This window comes from Roseovarius sp. MMSF_3298, assembly GCF_030733705.1.
Taxonomy (GTDB): domain Bacteria; phylum Pseudomonadota; class Alphaproteobacteria; order Rhodobacterales; family Rhodobacteraceae; genus Roseovarius; species Roseovarius confluentis.
In genome coordinates, this window is sequence record NZ_JASHIN010000003.1 from 120,487 (window position 1) to 145,311 (window position 24,825).

A 24,825-nucleotide genomic window follows, 5' to 3' on the forward strand; every position below is an offset into this window, starting at 1 on the left:
ATGTGGTTCAAGGGGCTTCTGAATAGGACGCCTACATGACCCAGCACGACAAGAGCCTCAGCCAGGACACCCTGCCCCAAGCGCTTCGCCGCGCGGGTTTCGCCGGAGAGATTGAGAACGACACCGCTTTGCTCTCGGCAATGTCGACCGATAACTCGATTTACCAAATCCGACCCGACATAGTTGTCGCACCGCACGACAGCGCCGATTGCGCTGTCATCGCCTCCGTGCTGTCTCAGCCTCAATTTGCCTCGGTCGCGGTCACGCCGCGTGGCGGTGGGACGGGCACCAATGGGCAAAGCCTGAACCGTGGCCTTATCATCGACACCCGGCGCCACATGCACCGTTTGCTGGACGTGAACGTTGAAGAAGGCTGGGCCGAGGTTGAGCCGGGCCTCGTGCTTGACGACCTGAACGAGCAGCTACGCCCCAGCGGACTTTTCTTCGCGCCGGAAACCTCCACCTCGACCCGTTGCACGATCGGCGGGATGGTCAGCACCGACGCCTCCGGCAAGGGCTCTCGGGTTTACGGCAAGACCAGCGACAATATCCTTGCGCTGCAGATCGCGCGCCCCGAGGGCCTGCTGTCAAGCAACGAGAAGCCGCCCGAATGGGCCGCCCCAATGCTGCACCGCGCCGAACAGGCCGCACGCGGAGGGCGCGATGCCTTCATGGCGAATACCCCACGCCTGAACCGGCGGTTCACCGGCTACGATCTTGAACGGGCTTGCCCACCTGGCGGCGGATTCGAATGGTGGCGTCTTTTCCTCGGGGCCGAAGGCACGCTTGGCCTGATCACGCGTATCCGGGTGAAACTGCGCCGCATCGAAAGCGAAAAGCAACTGCTGGTCGTCGGCTTCGACGGGTTCCGCAATGCCCTGTCCTCCACCAACCCGCTTCTTGCCGCGGAGCCGACGGCCATCGAGGTGATGAACGAAACGGTCCAGAAAATCGCATCGGATTCGGGGTTGCTCGACGGTTTGCCAGCCGCGTTGCGCGCGGTGCCGGGGCGTGAGATCGCCTATACCTTCATTGAATTCAACGGCAACGACCCGGCGGCCATCGCCGCGCGGATCGCACACTGCCGCGAGATTCTGGCCGAGCTGCCCGGCGCAGACGAAATCTACCAAGCACGCGACCGATCCGAAATCCAGCGGTTGTGGGCCATCCGCTCGGGCAGCGTCGGCCTTCTGGGCAAGGTAGACGGCCCTGCCCGGCCCGTCGCCTTTGTCGAAGACTGCGTCGTGCCCCCGGAAAACCTGCCGGCCTTCGTGGACGATTTCCGCGCCTTGCTCACCAGCAACGGCTTGTCTTTCGGCATCTACGGGCATGCCGATGTCGGTTGCCTTCACTTTCGTCCGACCTTGAACATTGACAGTGAAGACGACCGGGACAGGCTTGTTGCCATATCCGATGCCGTATTCGACCTGACCCGGAAGTACGGCGGCATCTTTTGGGGAGAGCATGGCAAAGGGGTGCGTGGGGCCTATCTTCGGCCGTGGATCGGCGAAGAGGCCTATTCTGCGCTTCAGGGGGTAAAGCAGGCGTTTGACCCGGAAGGGCGCTTTAATCCCGGTAAACTTACCGGGAATGGCGAGGCGATCATGGGCATCGCGACCACCCCGTTCCGCCAGTTCAATGCGCCGGAGGGCGATCCGCTGGAACGGGCCTTTCGCTGCAATGGCAATGCTCAATGTCTCAGCTACGCGCACAGCACGCCGATGTGTCCCTCGTTCAAAGCGACCAGCGATCTGCGCCAGAGTCCGAAGGGGCGCGCAGACGCCTTGCGCGAATGGCATAGCCTCCGTGCCGCGGGACACACTGACGATCAACTCGAGGCGGACCTGCTGGATACCCTCGACGGCTGCCTCGGCTGCAAGGCATGTGAATCCTCCTGCCCGGTTCAGGTTGACATCCTCACGATGCGCACGACCTTCTACGAGGACTATTTCAGCCGTCACACCCGCCCCTTTGCGGACCGCCTGACACTTCTCGCGGAGCGAATGAGCCGGCAATTCAAAGCGGTATCCCCGTTCGTGTCACCTGTGTGGCCCCTTCTTGCAGGCATCGGTCAGCGCCTCACCGGCACGCAGGACCTGCCTCGCCGTCTTGCCGGCCAGGCGGCCCCGTCTCTGCGTCTGTCCGACAAGGATCTGGCGTCCACATCCCTTCCCGACGACACTGTGCTGCTTGTGCAGGATTGGTTCACGGCGCTTTTTGACGCGCAGGCGATCAAGGACATCGCGGAGGGGCTGCGCGCCCTCGGCTATCGTCCGCGACTGCTCGAGATGAGACCGGCTGGCAAGGCGGCGCTGACGATGGGGGATCGCAAGGGGTTCGAGAAGATGGCCCAGGCCCTTTCCCAACAGCTCAGCCGTGCCGCCGAAACCGGCGCGCCACTGGTGGGCCTTGATCCGGCATTCGTCATGATGCTGCGGCAGGATTACCCCAAGGCCGGCTTTGCTGTCCCCGAGGTTCTGCTGGTGCAGGAATTCCTCGTGCAGGAAATAGAGGCTGGCAAAACGTTTCCGAGCGTCCGGGGCGGTACACCTTTGCGCCTTTTGTCTCACTGCACGGAAGCCACAAGCGTACAGAAGAGCGGAGCAATGTGGACCCGCATTTGCCAGACCATCGGGATCGAGGCAGAAACACCGGCCACGGGTTGTTGCGGCATGGCGGGTCTTTTCGGCCACCAGTCGCGGCACCAGGGCGTTTCCAGAGCGCTTTTCGATCTGTCATGGCGCACGCAGGTCGAGACGGACCAGCCCGTAGCGGCAACTGGGTTCTCTTGCCGCTGTCAGGCCAGCCGTTTCTCCGGTCACAATTTACGTCACCCGATGGGCCTGATTGCCGAAGGCCTGCGCCAGTAAACTGACTGGTGCGCCCTGCCTCAACCGCCCAGCAACCGCGCGCCGATATGCTGACCGATCGGAATCGCTGAGGTAGCCGCCGGAGACGGGGCGTTGCAAACATGCAGCGTGTGCTCTGTCTCGCGGAACAAGAAATCCTCGACCATGCGGCCATCCTTCCACACCGCCTGCGCCCGGATGCCGGAGCGGTACGGCTCGAGGTCCGTGCCTTTGATCCGCGCGCAATATTGCTGCACCCGCTTGAGATACAACCGCTTGAAGAGAGATGCTGACAGTTCCTGCGAGGCCGATCCGAAGTTCGCCGCAATCAGCTTCCAGAACCCCGGATACCCCAGCACTGAAAGTGTGTCCCGAACATCGAGATCGCTTCGCTTGTAGCCTTCGCGCGACAGGGCTAAAACGGCGTTCGGACCCACCGTGAACCCCCCGTCCATCTTGCGCGTCAGGTGGACACCAAGGAACGGGCGCGCCGGGTCGGGGACCGGGTAGATAAGGTGGTGGACCAAGTCCGAGCGCTGATTCCGGATGCGGTAATATTCTCCCCGGAAGGGTATGATCCGAAAATCCACCTCGGCGCCGAAGTCTCGCGCCAAGCGGTCCGCCCACAGTCCCGCACAGAAAACCGACTTTCCGGCAGACACCGGCCCCTGGTTGGTTTCGACCCGAACCCCCGCGGCCGTTTCCGCGCCACCCGTGACCCGGGTGCCAAACCGGATCTCGCCGCCTGCCTCGGTCACGTCGCGTGCCATGCTTCGGGCGACCTCGCCGAAATCGACGATTCCCGTCGAGGGCGACAGCAACGCCGCCTCCGCGCGGATATCGGGTTCCAGCGCACGCGACTGTTCCCCGTCCAGCGCCTCGATCTCGATCCCATTGGCCCGCGACCGTTCGCCGAGCGCCTTCAGCCGCGCCACCTCGTCTTCGTCAACGGCAACGATCAATTTGCCGCACATCTCGTAGGGAATCCTCCGCGCATCGCAATACGCGCGCATCTGCGCCTTCCCCTCGGCGCAGAACCGCGCCTTCAGGCTTCCCGGCGCATAATAGACACCCGCATGAATCACACCGGAGTTTCGACCCGACTGATGCAGCGCGACGGCCGGTTCCTTTTCCAGCAACAGCACTTTCGCACCCGGCTGGCGCCGCTGCACATCGCGTGCAGTAGCGAGGCCGACGATACCACCGCCGACGATTACGACATCATGGTTTGTCATGCGAACGGCCTTTCCGAAGACGCAAGAAAGAAAGGTAAGAGGCGCGCGCCCCGGGAGAACAGCGCGCGCGCCAGATCCGCGGGATGAGGACCGCGGTCACACCGGCAGGGTGTAGGATGTCTTGCTCGACGTGAAGAACTCGCGCGCCGCGCGGCCCTGCTCACGAGAGCCATAGCTCGATTTCTTTCGCCCGCCAAACGGCACATGGTAATCCACCCCTGCCGTCGGCAGATTGACCATCACCATGCCAGAATCTGAATGCGCCTTGAAATGCTCGGCATGTTTCAGAGACCGGGTGCAGATTCCCGACGAAAGCGCGAGGTCGCTGTCATTCGCGATGGCCAGAGCATGGTCATAATCATCGGCCTTCAGCAGGCTCACGACAGGGCCAAAGATCTCTTCGCGGACATGCCGCATTTGGTTGGTAGCCTGACCGATTACCGACGGCGACATAAAGAAACCCTCGGTGTCGCGCTCGACACGCTCGCCCCCGCACATGATCTCGGCGCCCTCGTCGCGCGCGATCTGCAGATAGCTCTCGTTGACCTTCAGCTGCCGCGCGTCGACAACTGGCCCCAGATCACTGTCATCCGCAAGCGCGTGGCCGGCCCGAAGCGCCTCTGTCCGCTGGACCATCGCGTCGAGCAGCTGGTCGTGGATACCGGGCGTCGCGATGATCCGCGTGTTGGACGTGCAACGCTGACCGGTCGAGATGACCGACCCGCCGATCGCACAGCCAACGGCGTTTTCGAGATCGGCATCGTCGAGAACGATCAAGGGGCTTTTGCCCCCCATCTCCTCTTGGACCTTCCCGCCGCGTGCCGCCACCGTCTCGCGCACCGTCTGCCCAGTCGACACGGAGCCGGTAAAGGATACCGCGTCAACATCTTCGGAGACACACAGCGTGTTGCCGACGACCCGACCCGGCCCCATCACGAGATTGAAAACACCGTCGGGAATGCCCGACCGCGACAGGATTTCCGTCAACGCCCATGCCATCGCGGGAGTGAGCTCTGCGGGCTTCAGCACGACCGTATTGCCATAGGCCAACGCCGGCGCCGCCTTCCAGGCCGGAATTGCCACAGGGAAATTCCACGGCGTGATCAGCCCCACGACACCCATCGGCTCGTAGCGCACGTCAGCCGTGACGCCAGCGCGGATCGAGGGGACAAACTCGCCGGCAACACGAAGCGCTTCCTGCGCGTAGAACTTGAACACTTGGCCAGCGCGCGTCACCTCGCCGATCCCCTCGGCGAGGATTTTGCCTTCTTCGCGCGACAGCAGGCGTCCCAGTTCTTCTTTGCGGGCCAGTAGCTCCGTGCCAACGAAATCCAGCGCGTCAGCCCTTGCCTGCGGCGAAGCCGAACGCCACCCGGGCAGCGCCGCACGGGCCGCCGTGATGGCATCCTCGGCCTGCCCTGCGTCAGCCTGTGCATAGACGTCGATGATGTCCGAAAGGTCCGAAGGGTTGACGTTCTCTGTCTCTCCGGCGCCTGAAACCCATGCGCCGTTTATGAAGTTCTGTCTTGTCATATCTGTTGGGCCTCTGTTCAGAGTTCGGCTTCAAGCTGGTTGAGGCTGCGGCCGAGGGTGCTGACAACTTCGTCCACCTCCTCGCGCGTGATGATCAGCGGCGGGCAGAAGGCCAGCGCGTCGATCATGTTGCGCGAGATGACACCGTTCTCTGCCATCAGCGCGTTGAGCCGTCCACCCAGTGCGCCCGGTTTGAAGTCGGCCTCGCGGCCCTTTGGCGGCACCACCTCGACCGCAGCGATCAGGGCCTTGCCCCGCACCTCTCCGACAAGAGGGTGCCCCAGCAGCGCACCGAGTTGCTCCTGCATGTAGGCTCCGGTCTCCGCCGCGTTCTGCACAAGGTTGCGCTCTTCGATGATCTTGATGTTCTCAAGCGCCACGGCCGCGCCAACCGGATGTCCGCCGCCTGTGTAACCATGGCCGAGCACGCCGATCTTGTTGCTTTCGTCGGCGACGGGTTCATAGACCCGTTCGTTGATCATGAAGGATGAGAACGGAATGTAGGAGGACGTGATTTGCTTGGACATGGTCATGATGTCCGGTTTGATCCCATAAGTTTCGCAGCCGAACATCTTGCCGGTGCGGCCAAAGCCGCAGATCACCTCGTCGGCGATCAGCAGAATGTCGTACTTGGCCAGCACCGCCTGGATTTTCTCCCAGTAGGTAGCCGGCGGCACGACGACCCCGCCGGCGCCCATGATCGGCTCGGCAATGAAGGCGGCGACGGTGTCGGGCCCCTCTGCCTGGATCATCGCGTCCAGATCCTCGGCGCAGCGGGTGGCAAACTCTTCCTCGGTCTCGCCCTCCTGACCGTCCTTCCAGTAATGAGGGCAAGTGGTGTGCTTGATTCCGTCGAACGGCAGATCGAAGGACTTGTGATTGTTGGGCAGCCCGGTCAGCGAGGCCGATAGTGCGGTCACCCCGTGATACCCCCTCAGTCGAGAGATGATCTTCTTCTTCTCCGGTTTGCCCAACGCGTTCGAGCGATACCAGACCAGCTTGATGATCGTGTCGTTGGCCTCCGAGCCGGAATTGGTGAAGAACGCCTTCGACATCGGCACCGGCGCCATAGAGATCAGCTTCTCGGCAAGGTCCACGACCGGGCCGTGCGATTTGTGCGAAAAGTTGTGGTAGAATGGCAGTTTGCGCATCTGCTGATAAGCCGCGTCCGCAAGGCGTTCCTCGTCGAAGCCAACGGCGGCGCTCCACAGTCCGGCCATCGCCTCGATATAGGACTTGCCGTTGTTGTCGAAGACGCGGACACCCTTGCCCGTCTCCATGATCACGGGGCCATTTTCCTCGTGGGCGCGGGCGTTCGTGTAAGCGTGGAAGTGATAGGCGACGTCGCGCGCCTCGGCGGAGTTGGGAAGCATTTTATTCATGATATCACCTAATGATCAGGCAGTTTTGCGCAGGGTTGCGGTGGTTTCGGAATCAACATCGTACCGCCCGGAGGCGTCCGGGCCGGAGAGCGCGACCTTGTAGACGTCGCGGGCCGTGTCGGCGCAGATGAAGCCGAGGTTGACAGACTTGGCGACACGGGCCGGCTCGCGATCCAACGGATCGCCGTAACCTCCTCCGCCGCAGGAGTTGAAGATCATCTTCTCTCCGTCGCCGCAGAGTTCCTGGTTGAAGGCGGGTAGATCTACAACCTCGCCCGCCCGGGTTTTCTTGCGCGACTTCGTCGGGTTTGCGTCGAGTCCACCCAGCACGCCGCGCGGTGCGAAGGTCGAGGCATCGGCCGCGTACATAACGGTCATGTCGTGATCGAGAGGGTAATAGGCCCCCCGCACGCCCGGCGCGCCCTCGAACTCGCCATAGCCTTGGCTATCGGCTTCGACTTCGCGGGATTCGATAATGAAGGGGTACATGGATTCATCCACCTCGACGCTATCAAGCGTGATCAAACCGCCATTCGCCGGCCCGCAATATGTCAGCCAACCGTCATGGCCATGGTTTGCCCCGCCCCCGGCATAGCCGACAAAGATCTGGTTGACGTAGGTCTGTCCGTCCTTGAACGGGTCCTGTCCCGAGATGACCGCCATGCCCACAGGCAGGTGCGGCCCACCCTCGGCTTGACCGAATGGTTTGCCCATCTTTGAAAAGATCGCGTTGCCCGCTGTGGTGAGCCTGTCGTTCACGTTGGTCGTCGCTACGGACGTGCCTGCCGGGTAGACCGGCTTGCCGATGGCCGACCCCTCGCGCATCAGCACGTTGATCCGCCGCGCAGAGCCATAGCAATGCGGAAGGCTGGCATCGAGGTTGTTGAACACCCCGATCCGGCAGGCGCCAAGGCAGGTGTTTTCTGTCAGGTTCAGCCCGCCGGGAACGCAGTCGATATTGTCGCGCACATCGACGGTGATCTCGCCGGCCTCCGGGTCGACCTCGATCTTGAGGTTGATTGGAATGCCCTCATCGGCCACGCCCGGCACCGGGTCATGCGAGATCTGGTAATCATAGGTGCCTTTGGGAAGCTTCGATATCTCGGCCTTGGCACGACGGTCGGCATAGTCGAACCAGTCTTCCACGAAGTCCTTGATCGAGTCCTTCCCGTATTTCTCGCAGAGCTCGACGATGCGCTTCTCTGCGGTCAGCACGGCCCCCTTCTGGGCCCGCACGTCACCGAGCCACAGGTCGGGCACCCGGTTGCGCAGCGCGCCCATCCTCAGGATGTCCTTTTTTTCCTCGTAGTTCTCCGCCACCCGCACACAGGGCCAGTGCATGCCCTCCTCGAAGATCGATTTGGCATATGGCAGGTACGTCGATGGCTCCGGCGCACCGGTATCGGCATGGTGCGACAGCGCCACCGCCCAGAACAGCGGCTCGCCGTCGAAGTAGACCGGCAGCGCCATGATCAGGTCAGCGTGGTGGGTGCCGCCAGTGAAAGGCGAATTGTTCAGGAAGATGTCGCCCTGTTTCACGTCATCGAAGAATTCGGTGATCGGGCGCGTGGCCACATCCATCGAAGTGACGTGGATCGGCAGCGCATCCTCTGTCGTCACCAGGCGGTGATCATAGGTCAGAAGCGCGCAGCTCAGGTCCTTGGCGTTCTTGATGACGGCCGATCGGCTCGCCTTGGTTACGACGAGCGTCATCTCGCGGACGATGGATTCGAACCGGCTTTTCAGCACGGAAACGAGAAACGGGTCGAGTCGGGTCTGCTGGGTCGTGCTCATGGCTCAGCTCCGTTTGATAGTGACGAGAAGGTTGCCGAGATCATCGACGTTGAAGTCGTGACCGGGACGGAAGATCGCCGTGTAGGTCTCTGCCTCGACGACGGAGGGGCCGGACACCTCGGCGCCGGCGCCGAGGTCGTTCAGGTTGTAGACCGGCAAGTCACGGAAGCCGCCATCGACGCCCTCCTGAATCCAGACCGACCGATGCGCCTTGGGCGCGGGCGCCCCGTTCTGCGGGGCGATCTTGCCGGCCCGCCACGTATCGATTGTGTCACGCTTGCCGATGGCCCGGACGTTCCAGCGGGTGAACTCTACCGTGTCGTCCTCGTTGCGGATCGAGTAGATGCGTTCGTGCATCTCGTGGAACCGTTTCGACAGATCTTCGATATCTGCCTCGCTCAGCTTGCCATTCTCAAGGGTGAACGGCACCTCGATCTCCCACGATTGGTATTCGTAGCGTCCCTGAAAGCTAAGTTCGAACGCATGCTGATCCTCCGGTACACGGGCGGTCTCGAGAAACGCCTTCGCCTCCTTGCGCAGGTCGTCGATCAGCCGGTTCACGTTATCCAGCCGGAAGCGCCGCGCGTCGGTATGCAGCGCGCCGGAGAAATCGTTGCGCAGGTCGGAAATCAGTCCGCCAAAGGCAGAAAGGCCAGCCATGAAGCGCGGGATCATGTAGCTCGAAAGTCCCATCACGTCGGCCATCTCGGCGATATGCAAAGCGGTGCCGCCACCCCCAGCGACGAAATAGCTGTCGCGGGGGTTCAGCCCCTCGCGGATGGTAATGTCTTCGATTGCGCCGACCATGTTGTGGTTGGCAGTTGTGTAGATGGCATAAGCCGCCTTTTCCACGCTCACGCCCAGCTCGTCCGCCAGCGGCTTCACAGCCTGCTCGGCCAAGTCGCGGCGCAATGGGAAGGCGCCGCCAAGGAAGTAGTCCGGATCTATGAGACCGAGCAGCAGGTTGGCATCTGTCACGGTGGGCTTGTCTCCGCCCTTGTCGAAACAGGCCGGCCCCGGACGCGCCCCGGCCGAATGCGGACCAACCTGCAACATGCCACCCACATCGACCTGAGCGATGGAACCGCCCCCTGCCCCGACCGAGCGCACATCGACCTTCGGAATCCCAAGCGCGTCGTCGTGGATCATCGAATCCGGCGTGATGATCAGTTTGTGGTCGCGCAGCGCCGAGACGTCAAAGGTGGTCCCGCCCATATCGCCGACGATAACGTCTTTCTCGTCGGTGAGCGCCAGCGCGGCCATCGGGGCGAGCGTTGGGCCCGACATAACCGAATAGATCGCTTGTTCTATCATGGTCTCGGTGGGCATCATCCCGCCCACGCAGTTGGCCAGCAGAAGCTCGCCGCTGAAATCCGCCTCGTCCAGTTTTTTGACCAGCTTGGAGATGTAAGAGGATATGACCGGGCTAATCGACGCGTCGATCGCCGTTGCGATGATGCGTTTGTACTCGCGCGGCAGCGGGTTGGTCTTGTGGCTCAGCGATACGGCGAGGTCCGGCTTCATCTCGCGGATGATCTCTGAAACGCGCAGTTCATGCGCCGGGTTCACGACCGACCAGAGCAACCCCACGGCAATAGCCTCGACACCGCGATCGATCAGGGCCTGCACGGCCTCGCGTACCTGCGCCTCGTCCAGGGCCACATGTTCGTGGCCGCGGGCATCAATCCGGCCCCTGACCGTTTTCGTGAACGACGCGGGGATGTAAGGCTCTGGATAGTCAATTTTCCACTCGAAGGCGCCTTTCCGCGGGCCTTCGCGCAGCGTCAGGATATCCTTGTGTCCTTCGTTCAGGATCACGCCCGTGCGGGCCACCTTGCGCTCGACAAGCGCATTTGTGGATACGGTCGACCCATGCACAATCTGGTCGATCTGGGCGATGAACTCCGCAGGTTCCAGCCCATAACCTTCCGCCGCGACGTGCAGCACGTTGACGAAACCGTTTTCGAATTCGCCCGGCGTGGTGGGTGATTTGAAGATACGCACCTCGCCATCGGGTGCGACGACCAGGCAGTCCGTGAAAGTCCCGCCGATGTCGATGCAAACTTGGTAGCTCATGAAGCGATCATTCCTTGTTGGGGTCATGAAGTGCGCCGGTGGCGCAAACGGTCGAGAACGAGAACAGCGACGATCAGGACGCCCAGCGTCACCTCCTGCAGGTAGCCGTCCACGCGTGTGAGGTTCATCCCGTTCGACAGGATTGTGACGAAGAAACCGCCCAGAACCGGTGCGGCCATACTTCCCTCGCCACCGCGAAGGCTCATACCCCCGATCACCGCGGCGGCAATGGTCTGAAGGGTCAGCGCACCACCAAGATTGGGCTCACCCGATCCTGTACGGGCAGTCATCAGGATGGCGCCCAACGCGATCAAGAAAGAGCACAGCGCATAGCTCCACAACAGGATCCGCTGCGACGAGATTCCGGCGACATAGGCCGCCTCGGGGTTCGAGCCGACAAGGAACATCGACCGCCCGAACCGGGTGCGGCGCAGCATGAGATGTAGCAGAAAGACCACAACCGCGGTGACGATGACCGGCACCGGCACGCCCAACGGTGCCGCCGTTGAAAGCATGTCGCTGAACCCATCGGGCAGGTCAGTCACCGGGAAGCCGCCGGTGATGGTCGACGAGATGGCAAGGAGGATATTCATCGTCGCAAGCGTCACGATGAACGGGTTAATTTTGAGCCAGGCAACGCAGAACCCGTTGAACAGCCCTACGATCAGACCCGTCACAACCCCCGCCGCGATCCCCGCCGGGATCGGCAATGCGCCTGTCATCGTCATGCCCATCGCCGCGGTCAGGCTGACCAGGGAAACGGTACCGCCCAGCGACAGGTCGAAGCCGCGCACGAGGATCACCACGGCTTGCGCGCAGGCCAGAAGCACGAGGTAGCTCGATTGAGTTAGAACGTTGGACACGTTGGTAAGCGACAGGAACTGCGGCTCGGCGACGGCGAAGATGACGATCATCATCAGGATGGCCGCGACCATCGCCAATTCGAACATCTGGCTCCGGATCCGATCGGACCGGATGAAGGAGGAAACATCAGTCATTGCGGTCGAACTTTCTCTCGATGGCGACAAAGCCGATCAGGAAGACACCCAGAACCAGCGTCTGGAATTTGCTGTCGATCTGGGCGAGGTTGAGCGCGTTGGACATGAGCGCAAGAAACAGGGCGGCCATGACGACCCGGGGAACCGAGCCGATACCACCCCTCAGCGAGACCCCGCCAATAACCGCAGCCGCGATCGACTGGATCGCCGCGTCGCCGCCGATACCGGACTGCCCCGAGCCCAGCCGCGCGGTCAGGATAAGCCCCGCTGCGGCAGCCAGCACGCCTGAGAGACCGTAAACCACGACCAGTACCCGCGTCGGGTTGATGCCGCTTTCGCGCGCCGCCGAAGGGTTCGAGCCCACGGCATAGATATGCCGGCCAAACTTCGTTTGCGTGCAGAGCCACCACAGCAATCCCATCACCACCACGCCGAACCAGAAGATCACCGGCACGCCGAACAGCCGCCCGCGCCCGATCTCCGAGACCAGTTCACTGGGCGTGCCATAGATCGGCGCCCCTTTCGTGTACCAGAAAGTCAGGCCCGATATGACGGTCATCGTGCCCAGCGTGATGATGAAGGGCGACGCCTTCAACTTGGCCGCCAGGATACCGTTCATCGCACCCGCGAAGCAGCCGACCAGCAGCGCCCCTCCAAAGCCAAGCGAGATGATCAGCATCGGCTGTGAATAGAACGGTTCGGTAAGAGCAAGCATCGAGACCGCAGCCACGACAGAACCCGCCGCCATGATCGCGCCGATCGAAAGATCGAACCCACCCACGATCATCACCAGCGCCTGCGCCAGCGCCAGCAGAGACGTCAGAGTGAAATTGCGGAGGATGTTGAAGATGTTCAGACGGCTGTAGAAGCGCGGCTCGACCAGCGCCATCACCGCCAAGATTCCGACGATGATGACCGGCAAGATCCATGTCGCGAGCGTCTGCGCAGTGAACCTCGGCTTGCTGGGGGTATCGGTCTGGGCAGTCATTGCGCGATATCCTCTGTCTCGGTGTCCGGCTGCTTGCCGAAAAAGCTGGCGAGCACGCGCTCTTCGGTCTTGGCTCCCTCGCGAAGGTCGGCAACGACCTGCCCCTCGTGGATGGAGTAGATGCGGTGGCTGATATGCACGACCTCTTCGAGGTCTGAAGAGATCACGAGGATCGCGGCACCGCCTTCGGTCAAGTCGCGCATCAGCTGATAGATCTCGGCCTTGGCGCCGATGTCGACGCCCACCGTTGGTTCGTCGAAGATAAACAGGTCGAACTCCCGCGAGAGGCCCCGCGCGAGCAGGATCTTCTGCTTGTTGCCACCTGACAGCATTTCGACCCGCGTGTTCATGTTGTCGGTCGACAACTTCAGCCGCTCCGCGGCAGTTTGGGCACGGCGGCGTTCGCCGTTCAGGTCGATCAATCCCCGCTTGCCGATCTCTGGCGTATCAAGATCGCTCATCGTAATGTTTTCTGAGATTGGTCGGTTCAGACAAAGCCCTTCGGCCCCCCGGTCAGACGGGAAATAGCAGACGCCGCTCTGCAGCATTTGCGCCGGGCTACGCGGCGTGACGGGCACCCTCTTGAGAAAGATTTCACCCCGGGCAACAGGCTCCAGCCCAAAACAGGCGCGTCCCACGCGACCCTTTCCGCAGCCAACCAGCCCCGCCAGTCCGACGATTTCGCCCGCGCGCACTTCGAGGCTCACATCTTTCACCCCACCGGATGCTGTGGCCAGGTGCGAGATGGATAGAACTTCTTCTTCCGGATTGTGCGGCACATGGGGAAACAGGTCGACCATGCTGCGGCCGGTCATCATCGACACCAGCCGGTCTTCCTCGATCTCGTCCTGTTCGATGGTGCCCACGTACTTACCGTTGCGAAGCACGGTGACACGTTCGGCCAGTTCGCGGATCTCACGCATTCGGTGGGAAATATAGACGACGCCGACACCCTGGTCGCGCAGTTCCTTGATGATGCGAAGCACATTCTGTGCCTCCACATCCGCCAGAGACGCCGTCGGCTCGTCGAAGATGATGTACCGCGTACCCTGCAACAGCGCCTTGACGATCTCTGCCTGCTGCTTCTGCGCCCGGCTCAGCGTCGAGGTGATCGCGTCAAGCGGCAGGCTCGTGCGCATCTCGGCCAGCTTTGCCTCGGCCAGTTCGCGCATCCGCTTTCGGTCGATCCGACCGAATTTTGTCAACTCGCGCCCAAGCCAGATATTGTCCAGGACCGTGAGTGACGGCGCGAGGCTGAATTCCTGGAACACCGCTGAAACGCCGTTCTCTCGCGCAATCGCAGGGCTGAGACCCAGCATATTTTTCCCGTCGATTGTGTAGCTGCCCTCTTCGGGCCGGTGGTTGCCCACCATCACGTTCACGAGCGTCGACTTGCCGGCGCCGTTCTCGCCGAACAGGACATGGATCTCGCCGGGCTTAAGCCGGAACTCCACGTCGTCCAGCGCCACGACTCCGGGAAACCGCTTCGTTATTCCGTTCAGTTCAAGCATGAACTCCGCTTTCCGCAGACAGCCAATGGCCGGTCTTCGCTTCGGGGTTTGGCCGTACCTTGGCTGCAGGATGAGTATTGAGCCCGGCCACGCGCCAAGGCGCGGCCGGGCAAAGGAATGGATCAGTCTACCGAGAATTCCGGGCGGAAACCGACCGGCGCCAGCACCGTTGTCAAGTCGATATCTTCCACATTGTCGGTTGTAACCATCTGCGGGATGACACCCAGATGCTGGGGCACTTCCTCGCCCTCAAGCACGGCGACGGCCAAGCTCACCGCGATCCGGCCCTGCATCACCGGGAACTCGGTGGCAAAAGCGGAAACTTGTCCGTTTTTCAGGCTATCGACCATGGTCTGGTTCTCGTAGGAGGCCACGATCGTCACGTCGTCATAACCGGCTTCTTCCACAGCGCCCACGGCCGCCTCGGCGGCAGGCGCACCGCCCCAGATCGCTTTCAGATCCGGGTGCGTCTGCAGCGCGTCCTCGACAAGACCCAGCGACTGGGCCACGCCCGCGGGGCCGAACTTGCGCTCGAGGATTTCGACCGGGCTGTCGGCAACGCCCTCTTCGAAACCGCTCATGTACGACTCGGCCCAGCCGGACCCCTGCGGACCCGGAAGCGCGACGGCACCGCCACCCTCCTCGCCCAGATGGTCGACGAGGAACTTGCCCGTCTGAAGACCTTTGGTCGCGTAATCGACGAAAATCTTTGAATTGACGGGCGCGGACTGGATCGGGTTCACGAAACCGACTTGCACCACGTCGGTCTCGGCGGTCGCGGCGATCTTATCGGCCAGGCCGGCCTCAGAGATCGGCGCGATCAGCACGGCATCCGCACCGGAAGCGATACAGTCGTCGAACTGGCTGACCTGACGCGACAGCTGGTCGTAGCCACCGGCCTGCAAGATCGTCAGTTCAACACCCAGCCGCTTGGCCTCGGCCACAAGGCCGTAATCAACGGAAATCCAGTAGCCGTCTTTCATGTGCGGAACAACAGCGCAAAGCGACCATTTCTCGGAAGCGCTTTCGGTCGGTGCAATCGTTTCCTCGACGGCTTCACCGCTGTCAAAGTTGTAGACGTCAAAGCTTTCCCACTCAGCCTCTTGCGCGAATGCGGCCGGCGAAAATGTCACCACGCAGGCAAGAGCCGTGGTGGCGAGAAGCGTGTGGTTATTGGACATTTTAATACTCCCTGTCTGAGCCCGATTCCCCAAAGGAAACCCAAGCGGAACTCGGGCGACCATACCCCATGGATCTCATGCGTCAAGTATGATGCATCATATTTGACGCATGACAAAATTAATATGCCGTGCTATTAAGCAACCGGGTTTTACGGATCGCCCCAAACGCTATTGTCGAACCGTGACTATCTGAAGGAGCGAAAAGTGGAGGACCATCACGGGCTTTCAGCCATTAGCCAGGCATCTCTGGGAGACGTCGCCTACGAAAAGATCGCAAACGCGATTATCAGCGGGGCGTTTAAGCCCGGTGAAAAGCTGACCATTCGAAACCTCGCCGATCGACTTGAAACCAGCTCCACACCAGTCAGAGACGCGGTGAAACGCCTGCTTCTGGAAGGTGCGCTTGAACAGCGTGCGGCCCGCGACATTCGCGTTCCCATAATCACCTCTGATCGGTACCGCGAGATCGCCGATATCCGCCTGGAACTTGAAGGTCTTGCCGCCGCTCGCGCAGCCGAACGTCGGACAGACGCCGATATCGTCGCACTGAAGAATAATATCACCGACAATGAAGCCGCCATGAAGGCCGAGGACTGGGAACGCTGTATCGTCTTGAACAAGCAATTCCACTTTTCGCTGGCCGAAACCGCGAACATGCCGATCCTTTCCAGCCATCTCGACGGGCTCTGGCTACAAATCGGCCCGCCAATTTCATCCTTCTACGCACATGGCGGGCGTGACATGATTGATCATCATTACGATGTCTTCGAAGCGATCAAAGAGCAGAAGCCGGCCGATGCACGCAAGCACATCGTGCGCGATATCGCCAGTTCCGTGGACCACATCATCGCACATATCGAACAAGCGGCGATTTCGTAGTTTCGTGCCGAATTGCCGCTAAGTACTCCGAACTTTTTTCTTGTTTCATCATCGGACCAGGGAGCTTAACTCAGGTATCAAAGTGCCGAACTTTCTTCGAATCCAGCCACGGTCAGCTTCCGGCCCAAACCGGTCATTTCGCAACGAAGGGAACGCTGCGGTGCGGTATCATCAAAGCGGACATTGACCGCCAACAGAGCAGTTTGAGAGACAAAGTCAAAGCTCTCCAACTGCCTTTTCGGTTACGAGACGCATGCCGAGGTGTGCTGGGGGCGAGCCGACGGCGCATCCGCCGCGGGCGGGGTCGCGGATAAGGTAGGACATCGCGGCGACATGTTCGCCTCCTACGTAAAATGCTGGACACCGTGCCGGATCGGAGTCACCGGATGCGCCTAAAAAACATTCCTGCGTCCACTCCCAAACGCTTCCGTCAAGATCGGCGATGCCTTCAGGAGAGGTTGAGAAGCTTCCCCGCGGCTTCAGCGCACGAGGCGTCAAACCTTCGGTCAGATAGGTAGACGCCCAGGTGAGCGAAGGATCGGTGAAGATCGGATCGGCTTTCTCCGGCAGGACGGACGCTGCCATCTCGGTCCACTCGCCTACGGTGGGCAGGCGGAAATTCGCGCCGGTCGCGTCATTGATCCAGTCGAGATATTCACCGACATCGACATAGCTCAGGCCCGTTGCGGGCGTCACGTGCGCGTCCTGGTCCGACCGGTTCCGCAGGCGCAGGGTGCAGGCGCCCTGATCGTGGCAAATGTTCCATTCGGCCACGCTGACTTCGTACTTCTGGACGTAGAGCTTTGCTCCGGTGGACAGCGTGACGGGGCTTGCGGCCATTTCCGGCAGAAGCGTCGGATCGTATCCGGCACCGCGCCGGGTCAGCGCGGTGCCGAGAAAAACCGCCGCGATGACCAACAGCGTAACCAGAAGAAGGGACACCTTCCGGCCAGGCTTCAATGTCATCGCGGCGGTCATGTTTCCGCTCCTTTCGCTCAGCTTTCAAAGGGTCGTGGTTCCACGACCTGTTCCATCAGGTTGTTGTCCCACTCGCCCTCTACGACGAAGTGCGCGGTTGCCCCCAGCATCGCGCCGATGATCAAGTTGTGGTTCACGTAGGCGTAGACGCCCGGCTGCTCGAACGTGTACATGGCCGCCGCCGCGCTGCCGCCACGAACGAACCAGGTTTCCATGCCCGTAAGCGGCACATCGGTGAAGGAGCTTTCCCAGACATAGTTGCCATGCCCGCCGATCAGGTGCGGGCGGCTGTCCACGTTGCAAGAGTTGTGGACCATCAGAACCGTCTCGCCGACTTTCGCCTTCAGCGCGTGTTCGCCTGTCAGCGCACCGACCGCGCCGTTGAACACCTGGTGCGTCGGCACCAGTGACCGCATGGCCTCAAGGCTGTCGGCATAGTCGTCGCCGGCGGCGTCATAGCTCTTGTAGTCGCCGTTCTCGTCCATCGGCAGGTAATAGTCCTGCTCACCGATATACGCGATGCTGTCATAGCGCAGCGGATTGCCCTGCGCGTCCTTCAGCCCGTCGCGCGGCAGCACCATGATGGCACCGTTCATGCCGTGGGTGACGTGGTACGGGATCATCGCGCCACCGGGGGCACAGTGATAGGTAAAGCAGCCCGGTTTGGTCGCCTTCCAGCGCAGCACGCATTCCTCGCCCGGATAGACATGGGTCAGCCCACCGCCGCCCAGTGCGCCTGTGGAGGCGTGGAAGTCGATATTGTGCTCCATCATCGAGTCCGCGGGATTGCGCAGGGTCAGTTCGACCATGTCGCCCTCGTGGCAGATGATCAGCGGGCCGGGGACCGAACCGTTATAGGTCAATGCCCAGACACTGGCCCCGGTGTCTTCATCGACAACCATCAGGCGCTCTTCGGTGACCATGGTGATCTCGATGATCTTGGGCCCGCCGGTGGCGACCTGTTCGTGCTCCGGCGCGAAGGGCGGCGCGACAAGCTCCTGCTTGACACGGGTATAGCCTGAAAGATCGGCCGGTTTCGCGGTGCTGGCGGACGCACCGTCGGCAGCCGCCTTGTGAAGGTTGCGCGAGACCGCGTCGGCCTTCAGCGGCTGTTGCGGGCGGCGGGCTGCCATTGCGCTCGCGCCGGTCATGGCGGCGGCGCCGGCCAGGATCGATCCGCGCAGAACGTTGCGGCGGCTGGTTTTTGTCAGGCCTGGGTTGATGAACTTGGTCATTTGTTCCTCCTGGGAAATGGGTGCGGCGGGTGCCCCCCGCACCGATGCATCACATGTTGCTCAGTTGCTCTTCGAAACGGGCCTTGGCCTTTTTCGGCACTCGGCCTTCGAGGAAGCTGTCGGGTGCCTCGACATCACCAACGACGATGGTCATCACCATGCCCATGGCATAGTGCGGCTTGCAGAGCACGGCGTAGACACCTTCAGTATCGAGGGTGACCTCGATCTCTTCGTTGATCTTGCCTTTGAAGCCCTCGGCCCCCTCGGGGATCATGTCCTTGGCGGTCTCGGCGTTGTGGCCCTTGTCGGCGGCGATGAACTTGATCGTGTCGCCCGGGGCTGCCTGCACGAAGGCCGGTTCGAAAACCATGCGCTCGCCATCGGCGCCCTTGTTGAGCATCTTGACTTCGAACGTTTCGGCGAAGGCAGCACCGCCCATAAGGGCCGCGAGTGCCATCCCGGTTGCCAGTGTGCGGATCATCGGTTTCTTCCTTTCAGATCGCTGTTTCGGTTGACTGAAAGATACCGTGTCCGTGTCAGGCGTTTTTTGCTCTGGCACAAACTTCTGCGCGATGACCTGGAAAATGCGTGTTGGTCCGACGCGCCGGAATGTGGCAAAACCCGGGCATGGATGCTTCCCATTCGCGCAAGACGCTGCCGCGACTCGACGAGAGCCTGCTGACGCACCTGCCTCCGTTCTCGCGACTCGAGAAACGGCAGATCCGCACGATCCTGGATCAGGCATCGTCACGGCGCTACGACGAGGGCGTGGCGATCTTTCAGGAAGGGCACCCGGCGGAGCGCTTCTACATGCTAGTGGATGGGTATGTCCGGGTCGTGCGCATCACGCCCACTGGCGAACAGGTCACGGCCCTACACATCCCGCCGGGCCAACTGATGGGCATCGCCCGCGCCATTGGGCGCGATACCTATCCCGCGACCGCGATGACCGCGTCGGAATCGCTTGCGCTCAGCTGGCCGATGCACCTGTGGGACAGCTTCGTCGCGGACTACGACGGCTTTGCCACCGAAAGCTACAAGACACTTGGTCAACGGCTGGGCGAAGTGCAGAACAAGATCGTGGAAATGGCCACCCAACAGGTCGAACAGCGTGTCGCCAATGCGCTTCTGCGTTTAGTGAACCAGACGGGTCGCAAGGTCGAAAACGGGATCGAGATCGATTTCCCGATCACGCGACAGGACCTGTCGGAACTGACCGCGACCACGCTGCATACCGTCAGTCGCCTGCTCAGCGGCTGGGAGAAGCAGGGTCTGGTCGAAAGCCGCCGCAAGCGCATTGTCGTGCGCGATCCCCACGCGCTGGTCGTTCTTAGCCAGAAGTAGCACTGCTACCCCAACTCCGCCGCTTGCTTGAGTTCCGCCAAGAAGTCTTCCTCGTTGAGGTGATACTCGGCACAGGCGTCGGTCACGGTGTGAAACGGGCTGATAAGGCACCCGACACACAGCATCTTGTGCCGCACGAAGACCGGGATCGTCTGTGGCCACGCCGTCATCAGGTCGGCCAGAGGCAGATCGGGGTCGTCCAAACGCAGGCGGGCCATGAGATGTCTCCTTTCAACGATCACCTTAAGCGGCCAATCGCGGCGAACTTTGCGCTGGCACAAACTTCGGCCTCTGAGGTGCGGCTACGAATGGGCATCCCGCTTTCAAGGAGGCCCGAACATGGCTGAAATTCTCACGAAATCCCGGGCGCGAAACATCTTCTACGGGGGCTCGATTTTCTTCGTCGTGGTCTTCGTGGGGATGACCGTCCACTCGCACCGCTACGTGGTGCAAACTTCGACCGCCGGCATGCCGCTGAGCGAAGAGGTGCGCCACGGCAAACACGTGTGGGAAGAACATTCCTGCATCAACTGCCACAGCCTGCACGGCGAAGGCGCCTATTTCGCGCCCGAGCTTGGCAACGTCATGACCCGCTGGGGCGTCATGGAAAGCCCCGAAGACGCATTCGAGATGCTCAAGGGCTGGATCGAAAGCCAGCCCAGCGGCATCGAAGGACGCCGCCAGATGCCACGCTACGAACTGACCGACGAGGACCTTCGCGGCCTGTCGGAATTCCTGCGCTGGGCCGATCAGACAGACACACAGGGCTGGCCGCCCAACGACGCCGGATAAGGAGGCGAACCAATGAAATACGAATCTCAGAAAGTGGCGTACTGGTACATCCTGGCCGCGCTGGCCCTTTTCGGCATCCAGGTGGCCGGCGGGCTCTTGGCCGGGTGGGTCTATGTCTCGCCCAATTTCCTGTCCGAGTTACTGCCCTTCAACGTGATCCGGATGATCCACACCAATGCGCTGATCGTCTGGCTGCTGCTGGGCTTCTTCGCGGCGGCCTATTTCCTCGTGCCCGAAGAGGCCGAGCGCGAGATATGGTCGCCGAAACTGGCCTATCTGCAGCTCATCATCCTGCTGGTTGGCACGCTCGGTGCGGTGGGCTCCTACCTCGTCGGCATCCACGGCGGCCGCGAATTTCTCGAACAGCCCTTGTGGGTCAAGTTCGGGATCCTCGTCGCCGCGGTCATCTTCCTCGTGAACATCTCGATGACGGTGCTGTCCGGCAAGAGGACGGCCATCACCAACGTGCTGCTCATGGGCCTTTGGCTCTTGTCGCTGCTCTGGATCTTCGCCTTCATCAACCCCGACAACCTGAGCCTCGACAAGATGTACTGGTGGTTCGTCGTCCACCTCTGGGTCGAGGCGACCTGGGAGCTGGTGATGGCCGCGATCCTGGCCTTCCTGCTGCTGAAACTGACCGGCGTGGACCGTGAGGTGGTGGAAAAGTGGCTCTACGTCATCGTCGCCACAGCGCTCTTCTCGGGCATTCTCGGCACCGGGCACCACTTCTACTGGATCGGCCTGCCGGGCTACTGGCAGTGGGTTGGCTCGATCTTCTCGACCTTCGAGGTGATCCCGTTCTTCCTGATGATGTCATTCGCCTTCGTCATGGTCTGGAAAGGCCGCAAGAACCACCCGAACAAGGCTGCCCTTCTGTGGTCGCTGGGCTCCTCCACCGTCGCCTTCTTCGGCGCGGGTGTCTGGGGCTTCCTGCACACGTTGCACGGGGTGAATTTCTACAGCCACGGCACGCAGATCACCGCGGCCCACGGCCACCTTGCCTTCTATGGCGCCTACGTTGCGTTGAACCTGGCGGTCTTCACCTACGCGATGCCGATGCTGCGCCAGCGCGAGCCCTACAACCAGGTGCTCAACATGGCCAGCTTCTGGCTGATGACCGGGGGGATGGCCTTCATGACCTTCGTGCTGACCTTCGCCGGCACCATCCAGACGCATATGCAGCGCGTCGTGGGCGACTACTACATGGACGTTCAGGATAGCCTGTCGGTCTTCTACCTGATGCGCTTCGGCGCCGGGGCGACCGTGGTGATCGGGGCTCTCCTCTTCATCTATTCGATGCTGGTCGTGCGCCGGAAAGAAGTAATCACCCCGGGCCCCGCCAACCCTGTTCCCGGAGAATGAGCGATGAACATGGAAAACAAGCCCACCCTGCCGTTCTATCAGCCCACGGGCCGTGAATGCGACCTGTTCGAGACGGCCCATGACAACGGTTTGCCCCTTCTTCTGAAGGGGCCGACCGGCTGCGGCAAGACCCGCTTCGTCGAGCATATGGCGGCCCGGCTGGGCAAGCCGCTCTACACCGTGGCCTGCCATGACGATCTGTCGGCCGCCGACCTGATCGGGCGCTACCTGCTCAAGGGGGGCGAAACGGTCTGGGTCGACGGCCCCCTGACCCGCGCGGTGCGTGAGGGCGGGATCTGCTATCTCGACGAGGTTGTCGAGGCGCGCAAGGACGTCACCGTGGTCCTGCACCCGCTGACCGATACGCGCCGCACCCTGATGATCGACCGCACCGGCGAGGAGTTGGTGGCACCTGCGGGCTTCATGCTCGTGGCGTCCTACAACCCGGGCTATCAGAACGTGCTCAAACGGCTGAAACCCTCCACCCGTCAGCGCTTCCTGTCGATCTCATTCGACTTCCCGGAGGCGGAAAGCGAGATCGCTGTGGTCGCCGCCGAAAGCCGGCTGGAGCCGGGACGCGTCGCACCGTTGGTGCGGCTGGCCGGGCATATCCGGCGGCTGTCGGGCATGGACCTGGAGGAAGGCGTCTCGACCCGCCTGCTGATCTATGCCGCCAAGCTGATGGCGGGCGGCATGGGGGTCGCTCAGGCGCTCGAGGCTGCCGTCATCGAACCCCTCAGCGACGAGCCGGACGTGCAGCAGGCGCTGCGCGACCTCGTCGAAACGATCTACGGGTAAGCGCGATGCATCTTCTCGATCTCATGGAACCGGAAGAGACCGTCGGCAATCTCTGGCATGACATGGCCAGCCGGATCGGCGTGGTGGTCAGCTACCCCGAGGCGAGCGTCACGCTTGCCTCGGTCCGGCCCAGCCTTGCCGTTCTGTTCCGCTCGCTGGGCGGCGCGCCGGGAGTCGAACTGTCCGAGGCCGCCGCGTCGCTGGTGCGCCACCGGCGGCCCCTCCGGCGCAAGCTCGGGGCCGAGCGCGATCACGAATGGGTCGCCCGGTTCGATGGGGAACGCCTGGCACTGCCGCCCTTCATCGCCGGCTTTCCGGACCCCGCTCTGAACCGTGCGGCCTATTTCTGGCTGACAGCACTGGCGGCCTGCTCCGAGATCGCGGAGTACGACTTCGCTGTAGACGGACCCGCATTCGACTGCGCCCAGATCCGGGCCAACATGGCGGCAGCGGACGCGGCCTATGCCGCCTGTCCCGGCCTGCGGAAAAGCTATGCGCAGATGGCATTGTTCTGCGCCGAAACACGCCCGAACGTCGTCCGCCCGGTGCAGGAGGCTGCCATGGAGGCCGCCATTCTCGACCAGCTTTGCGGAGCGAACCCGGCGCTTGCGCCCACCCAGGCCCCGCGCGGCTACATGCCCGCGGCACCCGTGCCGATCTGGCTGCGTTTTGCCGCCCCCGGCTCCGGCGCCGCGGCGGGCGACGAACAGGTCGATCCAGCCGCGCCTCCGCCCAATGCCGCACATGCCAGCCGCAAACTGGGCGAGCGCAAGGATCAGGATCAGCAGAACCGCAAGGACAGCTTCATCATCCACCGGTTCGAGTCGATCCTGTCCTGGGTCGAGTCGATGAACATCAATCGCAGCGTCGATGATGACGACGACGAGAATGCCCAGAAGGCCGCGGACGACCAGGACCGAATCACCCTGTCGAAACAGGATCGCAAGGCCGCGACCCGCCTGCGACTGCATCTTGACCTGTCGCCCGCCGATGCCGATCACGAGGCGCTGGCCGGGGAATATACCTATGCCGAGTGGAACCTCCGCAGCCGCAGCTACATGCCCGGCCATTGCCGCGTGCTCGACGCGCCCGCGCGCCCCGATGGTCCGCCTTTCGTGCCCGATGCCCGCCGCCTGCGCGAGGTCCGCCGCCAGTTCGAGGCGCTGCGCCCGCGCCGGATCCTGCAACCGCGCCAGGTGGACGGCTCCGAGCTTGACCTCGACGCCCTGCTGACGGCCCGCGCGGACCTGGCCGCCACCGGGCACGGCTCGGACCGGGTCTGGCAATCGGCCCGTCAGACCGAGCGGGACCTGTCCGTGGCGTTCCTGATCGACACCTCCCGTTCCACCGAGGCCGCGATCGGTGACACCTCGGTGATCGAGGTTGCGCGCGAGGCGATGGCGGCGCTGGCCGGGGGCATCGACGCGGCGGGCGACAGGCTGGGCATCTGGGGGTTCTCGTCCCTGCGCCGCGACCGCGTCTTCCTGACACGCTGCAAGAATTTCGACGCCCCCATGTCGCCGGACATCACCGCCAATATCGGCGCGCTGAGCCCCGGCCACTACACCCGTCTCGGTGCCGCGATCCGCCATGTCAGCGCAAAATTGGCGGACCAGCCGAGCACACGCAAGTTGCTGATCGTGCTGACCGACGGCAAGCCAAACGACCTTGACCACTACGAGGGCCAGCACGGTATCGAGGACAGCCACATGGCCGTGCGCGAAGCCCGAAATGCAGGGCAAAGCCTGCACGGCATCATCATAGACGAAGACGGGCAGGACTGGTTCGCCCGCATCTTCGGGCGCGGCGGCTTTACCCTGTTGCCCGACCCCGAACGCCTGACCCGCGCCTTGCCCGACATCTATCGCACCCTGACACAGGAGACCTGAC

Annotated in this window: 20 protein-coding genes; 7 read left to right on the forward strand and 13 right to left on the reverse strand. The window is 62.3% G+C overall.

All coding sequences use genetic code 11. From position 1 onward, the window contains the following. Window positions 1-35: 35 nt before the first annotated feature. Complete coding sequence (locus RBB18_RS04300; protein WP_306110312.1) at window positions 36-2,870, forward strand: FAD-binding and (Fe-S)-binding domain-containing protein; 2,835 nt, start codon at window positions 36-38, stop codon at window positions 2,868-2,870. Window positions 2,871-2,890: 20 nt separating this feature from the next. Here RBB18_RS04300 and lhgO read toward each other — a convergent pair whose 3' ends face one another. The 9 genes from lhgO to torT all read right to left on the reverse strand — a co-directional run bounded on the left by lhgO (window position 2,891) and on the right by torT (window position 15,547). Beyond that, window positions 2,891-4,084: an L-2-hydroxyglutarate oxidase gene (gene lhgO / locus RBB18_RS04305; RefSeq protein ID WP_306110313.1), complete on the reverse strand. Its 1,194-nt coding sequence runs from the start codon at window positions 4,082-4,084 to the stop codon at window positions 2,891-2,893. A 96-nt stretch (window positions 4,085-4,180) separates the two neighbouring features. Continuing rightward, window positions 4,181-5,617, reverse strand: a complete 1,437-nt coding sequence (locus tag RBB18_RS04310; RefSeq protein WP_306110314.1) for an aldehyde dehydrogenase family protein — start codon at window positions 5,615-5,617, stop codon at window positions 4,181-4,183. A 17-nt stretch (window positions 5,618-5,634) separates the two neighbouring features. Then, window positions 5,635-6,999: an aspartate aminotransferase family protein gene (locus tag RBB18_RS04315; RefSeq protein ID WP_306110315.1), complete on the reverse strand. Its 1,365-nt coding sequence runs from the start codon at window positions 6,997-6,999 to the stop codon at window positions 5,635-5,637. A gap of 15 nt (window positions 7,000-7,014) precedes the next feature. Next, on the reverse strand, window positions 7,015-8,793 hold the full coding sequence (locus RBB18_RS04320; RefSeq protein WP_152493335.1) for a hydantoinase B/oxoprolinase family protein: 1,779 nt from the start codon (window positions 8,791-8,793) through the stop codon (window positions 7,015-7,017). A gap of 3 nt (window positions 8,794-8,796) precedes the next feature. Continuing rightward, window positions 8,797-10,869: a hydantoinase/oxoprolinase family protein gene (locus RBB18_RS04325; protein WP_306110316.1), complete on the reverse strand. Its 2,073-nt coding sequence runs from the start codon at window positions 10,867-10,869 to the stop codon at window positions 8,797-8,799. A gap of 23 nt (window positions 10,870-10,892) precedes the next feature. Beyond that, window positions 10,893-11,867 carry an ABC transporter permease gene (locus RBB18_RS04330; protein WP_306110317.1) on the reverse strand — a complete coding sequence of 325 codons (975 nt, stop codon included), beginning with the start codon at window positions 11,865-11,867 and terminating at the stop codon, window positions 10,893-10,895. Then, complete coding sequence (locus tag RBB18_RS04335) at window positions 11,860-12,855, reverse strand: ABC transporter permease (RefSeq protein WP_306110318.1); 996 nt, start codon at window positions 12,853-12,855, stop codon at window positions 11,860-11,862. Before RBB18_RS04335 ends, RBB18_RS04330 begins: the two co-directional genes overlap by 8 nt. Further along, window positions 12,852-14,366: a sugar ABC transporter ATP-binding protein gene (locus RBB18_RS04340; RefSeq protein WP_306110319.1), complete on the reverse strand. Its 1,515-nt coding sequence runs from the start codon at window positions 14,364-14,366 to the stop codon at window positions 12,852-12,854. Before RBB18_RS04340 ends, RBB18_RS04335 begins: the two co-directional genes overlap by 4 nt. Window positions 14,367-14,488: 122 nt before the next feature. After that, a complete protein-coding gene (gene torT / locus RBB18_RS04345; protein WP_306110320.1) occupies window positions 14,489-15,547 on the reverse strand; it encodes a TMAO reductase system periplasmic protein TorT in 1,059 nt (352 codons plus the stop codon). Window positions 15,548-15,751: 204 nt separating this feature from the next. On the opposite strand from torT, the gene RBB18_RS04350 reads away from it, so the two are divergent. Then, entirely contained in the window at window positions 15,752-16,426 is a 675-nt protein-coding gene (locus tag RBB18_RS04350) for a GntR family transcriptional regulator (RefSeq protein WP_172978124.1), read from the forward strand. A gap of 216 nt (window positions 16,427-16,642) precedes the next feature. Here the strand turns inward: RBB18_RS04350 and RBB18_RS04355 are convergent, their stop codons facing one another. From RBB18_RS04355 to RBB18_RS04365, 3 genes are read right to left on the reverse strand one after another with little or no spacing between them, the layout of a single operon-like run. Next, entirely contained in the window at window positions 16,643-17,404 is a 762-nt protein-coding gene (locus tag RBB18_RS04355) for an SUMF1/EgtB/PvdO family nonheme iron enzyme (RefSeq protein WP_306110321.1), read from the reverse strand. A gap of 17 nt (window positions 17,405-17,421) precedes the next feature. Continuing rightward, complete coding sequence (gene nirK / locus RBB18_RS04360; protein WP_306110322.1) at window positions 17,422-18,639, reverse strand: copper-containing nitrite reductase; 1,218 nt, start codon at window positions 18,637-18,639, stop codon at window positions 17,422-17,424. A 49-nt stretch (window positions 18,640-18,688) separates the two neighbouring features. Continuing rightward, window positions 18,689-19,120: a pseudoazurin gene (locus tag RBB18_RS04365; protein WP_306110323.1), complete on the reverse strand. Its 432-nt coding sequence runs from the start codon at window positions 19,118-19,120 to the stop codon at window positions 18,689-18,691. Window positions 19,121-19,293: 173 nt separating this feature from the next. Between RBB18_RS04365 and RBB18_RS04370 the strand changes: the two genes are divergently transcribed. Continuing rightward, the gene (locus RBB18_RS04370) at window positions 19,294-19,983 is read left to right on the forward strand and encodes a Crp/Fnr family transcriptional regulator (RefSeq protein ID WP_371931590.1); all 690 of its coding nucleotides are present in this window, start codon (window positions 19,294-19,296) and stop codon (window positions 19,981-19,983) included. Window positions 19,984-19,988: 5 nt separating this feature from the next. Here RBB18_RS04370 and RBB18_RS04375 read toward each other — a convergent pair whose 3' ends face one another. Further along, window positions 19,989-20,201 (reverse strand): DUF1858 domain-containing protein, encoded by a 213-nt coding sequence (locus RBB18_RS04375; RefSeq protein WP_306110325.1) that lies wholly within the window; start codon window positions 20,199-20,201, stop codon window positions 19,989-19,991. A 121-nt stretch (window positions 20,202-20,322) separates the two neighbouring features. On the opposite strand from RBB18_RS04375, the gene RBB18_RS04380 reads away from it, so the two are divergent. The 4 genes from RBB18_RS04380 to RBB18_RS04395 are packed head-to-tail and all read left to right on the forward strand — an operon-like array spanning window position 20,323 to window position 24,824. Beyond that, on the forward strand, window positions 20,323-20,775 hold the full coding sequence (locus RBB18_RS04380; protein WP_306110326.1) for a cytochrome c: 453 nt from the start codon (window positions 20,323-20,325) through the stop codon (window positions 20,773-20,775). Window positions 20,776-20,787: 12 nt separating this feature from the next. Continuing rightward, window positions 20,788-22,137: a cbb3-type cytochrome c oxidase subunit I gene (locus tag RBB18_RS04385; RefSeq protein ID WP_306110327.1), complete on the forward strand. Its 1,350-nt coding sequence runs from the start codon at window positions 20,788-20,790 to the stop codon at window positions 22,135-22,137. Between the two features lie 3 nt (window positions 22,138-22,140). Next, the gene (locus RBB18_RS04390; protein WP_306110328.1) at window positions 22,141-22,935 is read left to right on the forward strand and encodes a CbbQ/NirQ/NorQ/GpvN family protein; all 795 of its coding nucleotides are present in this window, start codon (window positions 22,141-22,143) and stop codon (window positions 22,933-22,935) included. Between the two features lie 5 nt (window positions 22,936-22,940). Continuing rightward, window positions 22,941-24,824, forward strand: coding sequence for a nitric oxide reductase activation protein NorD (locus RBB18_RS04395; protein ID WP_306110329.1), 1,884 nt, complete (start codon window positions 22,941-22,943; stop codon window positions 24,822-24,824). Window position 24,825: the final 1 nt, after the last annotated feature.

Bases quoted from the DNA above. Each gene is read 5' to 3' on its own strand.
- RBB18_RS04390 (WP_306110328.1), top strand. From the start codon at position 22,141: ATGAACATGGAAAACAAGCCCACCCTGCCGTTCTATCAGCCCACGGGC.
- RBB18_RS04385 (WP_306110327.1), top strand. From the start codon at position 20,788: ATGAAATACGAATCTCAGAAAGTGGCGTACTGGTACATCCTGGCCGCG.
- RBB18_RS04395 (WP_306110329.1), top strand. From the start codon at position 22,941: ATGCATCTTCTCGATCTCATGGAACCGGAAGAGACCGTCGGCAATCTC.
- RBB18_RS04365 (WP_306110323.1), bottom strand. From the start codon at position 19,120: ATGATCCGCACACTGGCAACCGGGATGGCACTCGCGGCCCTTATGGGC.
- nirK (WP_306110322.1), bottom strand. From the start codon at position 18,639: ATGACCAAGTTCATCAACCCAGGCCTGACAAAAACCAGCCGCCGCAAC.
- RBB18_RS04335 (WP_306110318.1), bottom strand. From the start codon at position 12,855: ATGACTGCCCAGACCGATACCCCCAGCAAGCCGAGGTTCACTGCGCAG.
- RBB18_RS04300 (WP_306110312.1), top strand. From the start codon at position 36: ATGACCCAGCACGACAAGAGCCTCAGCCAGGACACCCTGCCCCAAGCG.
- lhgO (WP_306110313.1), bottom strand. From the start codon at position 4,084: ATGACAAACCATGATGTCGTAATCGTCGGCGGTGGTATCGTCGGCCTC.
- RBB18_RS04325 (WP_306110316.1), bottom strand. From the start codon at position 10,869: ATGAGCTACCAAGTTTGCATCGACATCGGCGGGACTTTCACGGACTGC.
- RBB18_RS04310 (WP_306110314.1), bottom strand. From the start codon at position 5,617: ATGACAAGACAGAACTTCATAAACGGCGCATGGGTTTCAGGCGCCGGA.
- RBB18_RS04315 (WP_306110315.1), bottom strand. From the start codon at position 6,999: ATGAATAAAATGCTTCCCAACTCCGCCGAGGCGCGCGACGTCGCCTAT.
- RBB18_RS04380 (WP_306110326.1), top strand. From the start codon at position 20,323: ATGGCTGAAATTCTCACGAAATCCCGGGCGCGAAACATCTTCTACGGG.
- RBB18_RS04355 (WP_306110321.1), bottom strand. From the start codon at position 17,404: ATGACCGCCGCGATGACATTGAAGCCTGGCCGGAAGGTGTCCCTTCTT.
- RBB18_RS04375 (WP_306110325.1), bottom strand. From the start codon at position 20,201: ATGGCCCGCCTGCGTTTGGACGACCCCGATCTGCCTCTGGCCGACCTG.
- RBB18_RS04340 (WP_306110319.1), bottom strand. From the start codon at position 14,366: ATGCTTGAACTGAACGGAATAACGAAGCGGTTTCCCGGAGTCGTGGCG.
- RBB18_RS04320 (WP_152493335.1), bottom strand. From the start codon at position 8,793: ATGAGCACGACCCAGCAGACCCGACTCGACCCGTTTCTCGTTTCCGTG.
- torT (WP_306110320.1), bottom strand. From the start codon at position 15,547: ATGTCCAATAACCACACGCTTCTCGCCACCACGGCTCTTGCCTGCGTG.
- RBB18_RS04330 (WP_306110317.1), bottom strand. From the start codon at position 11,867: ATGACTGATGTTTCCTCCTTCATCCGGTCCGATCGGATCCGGAGCCAG.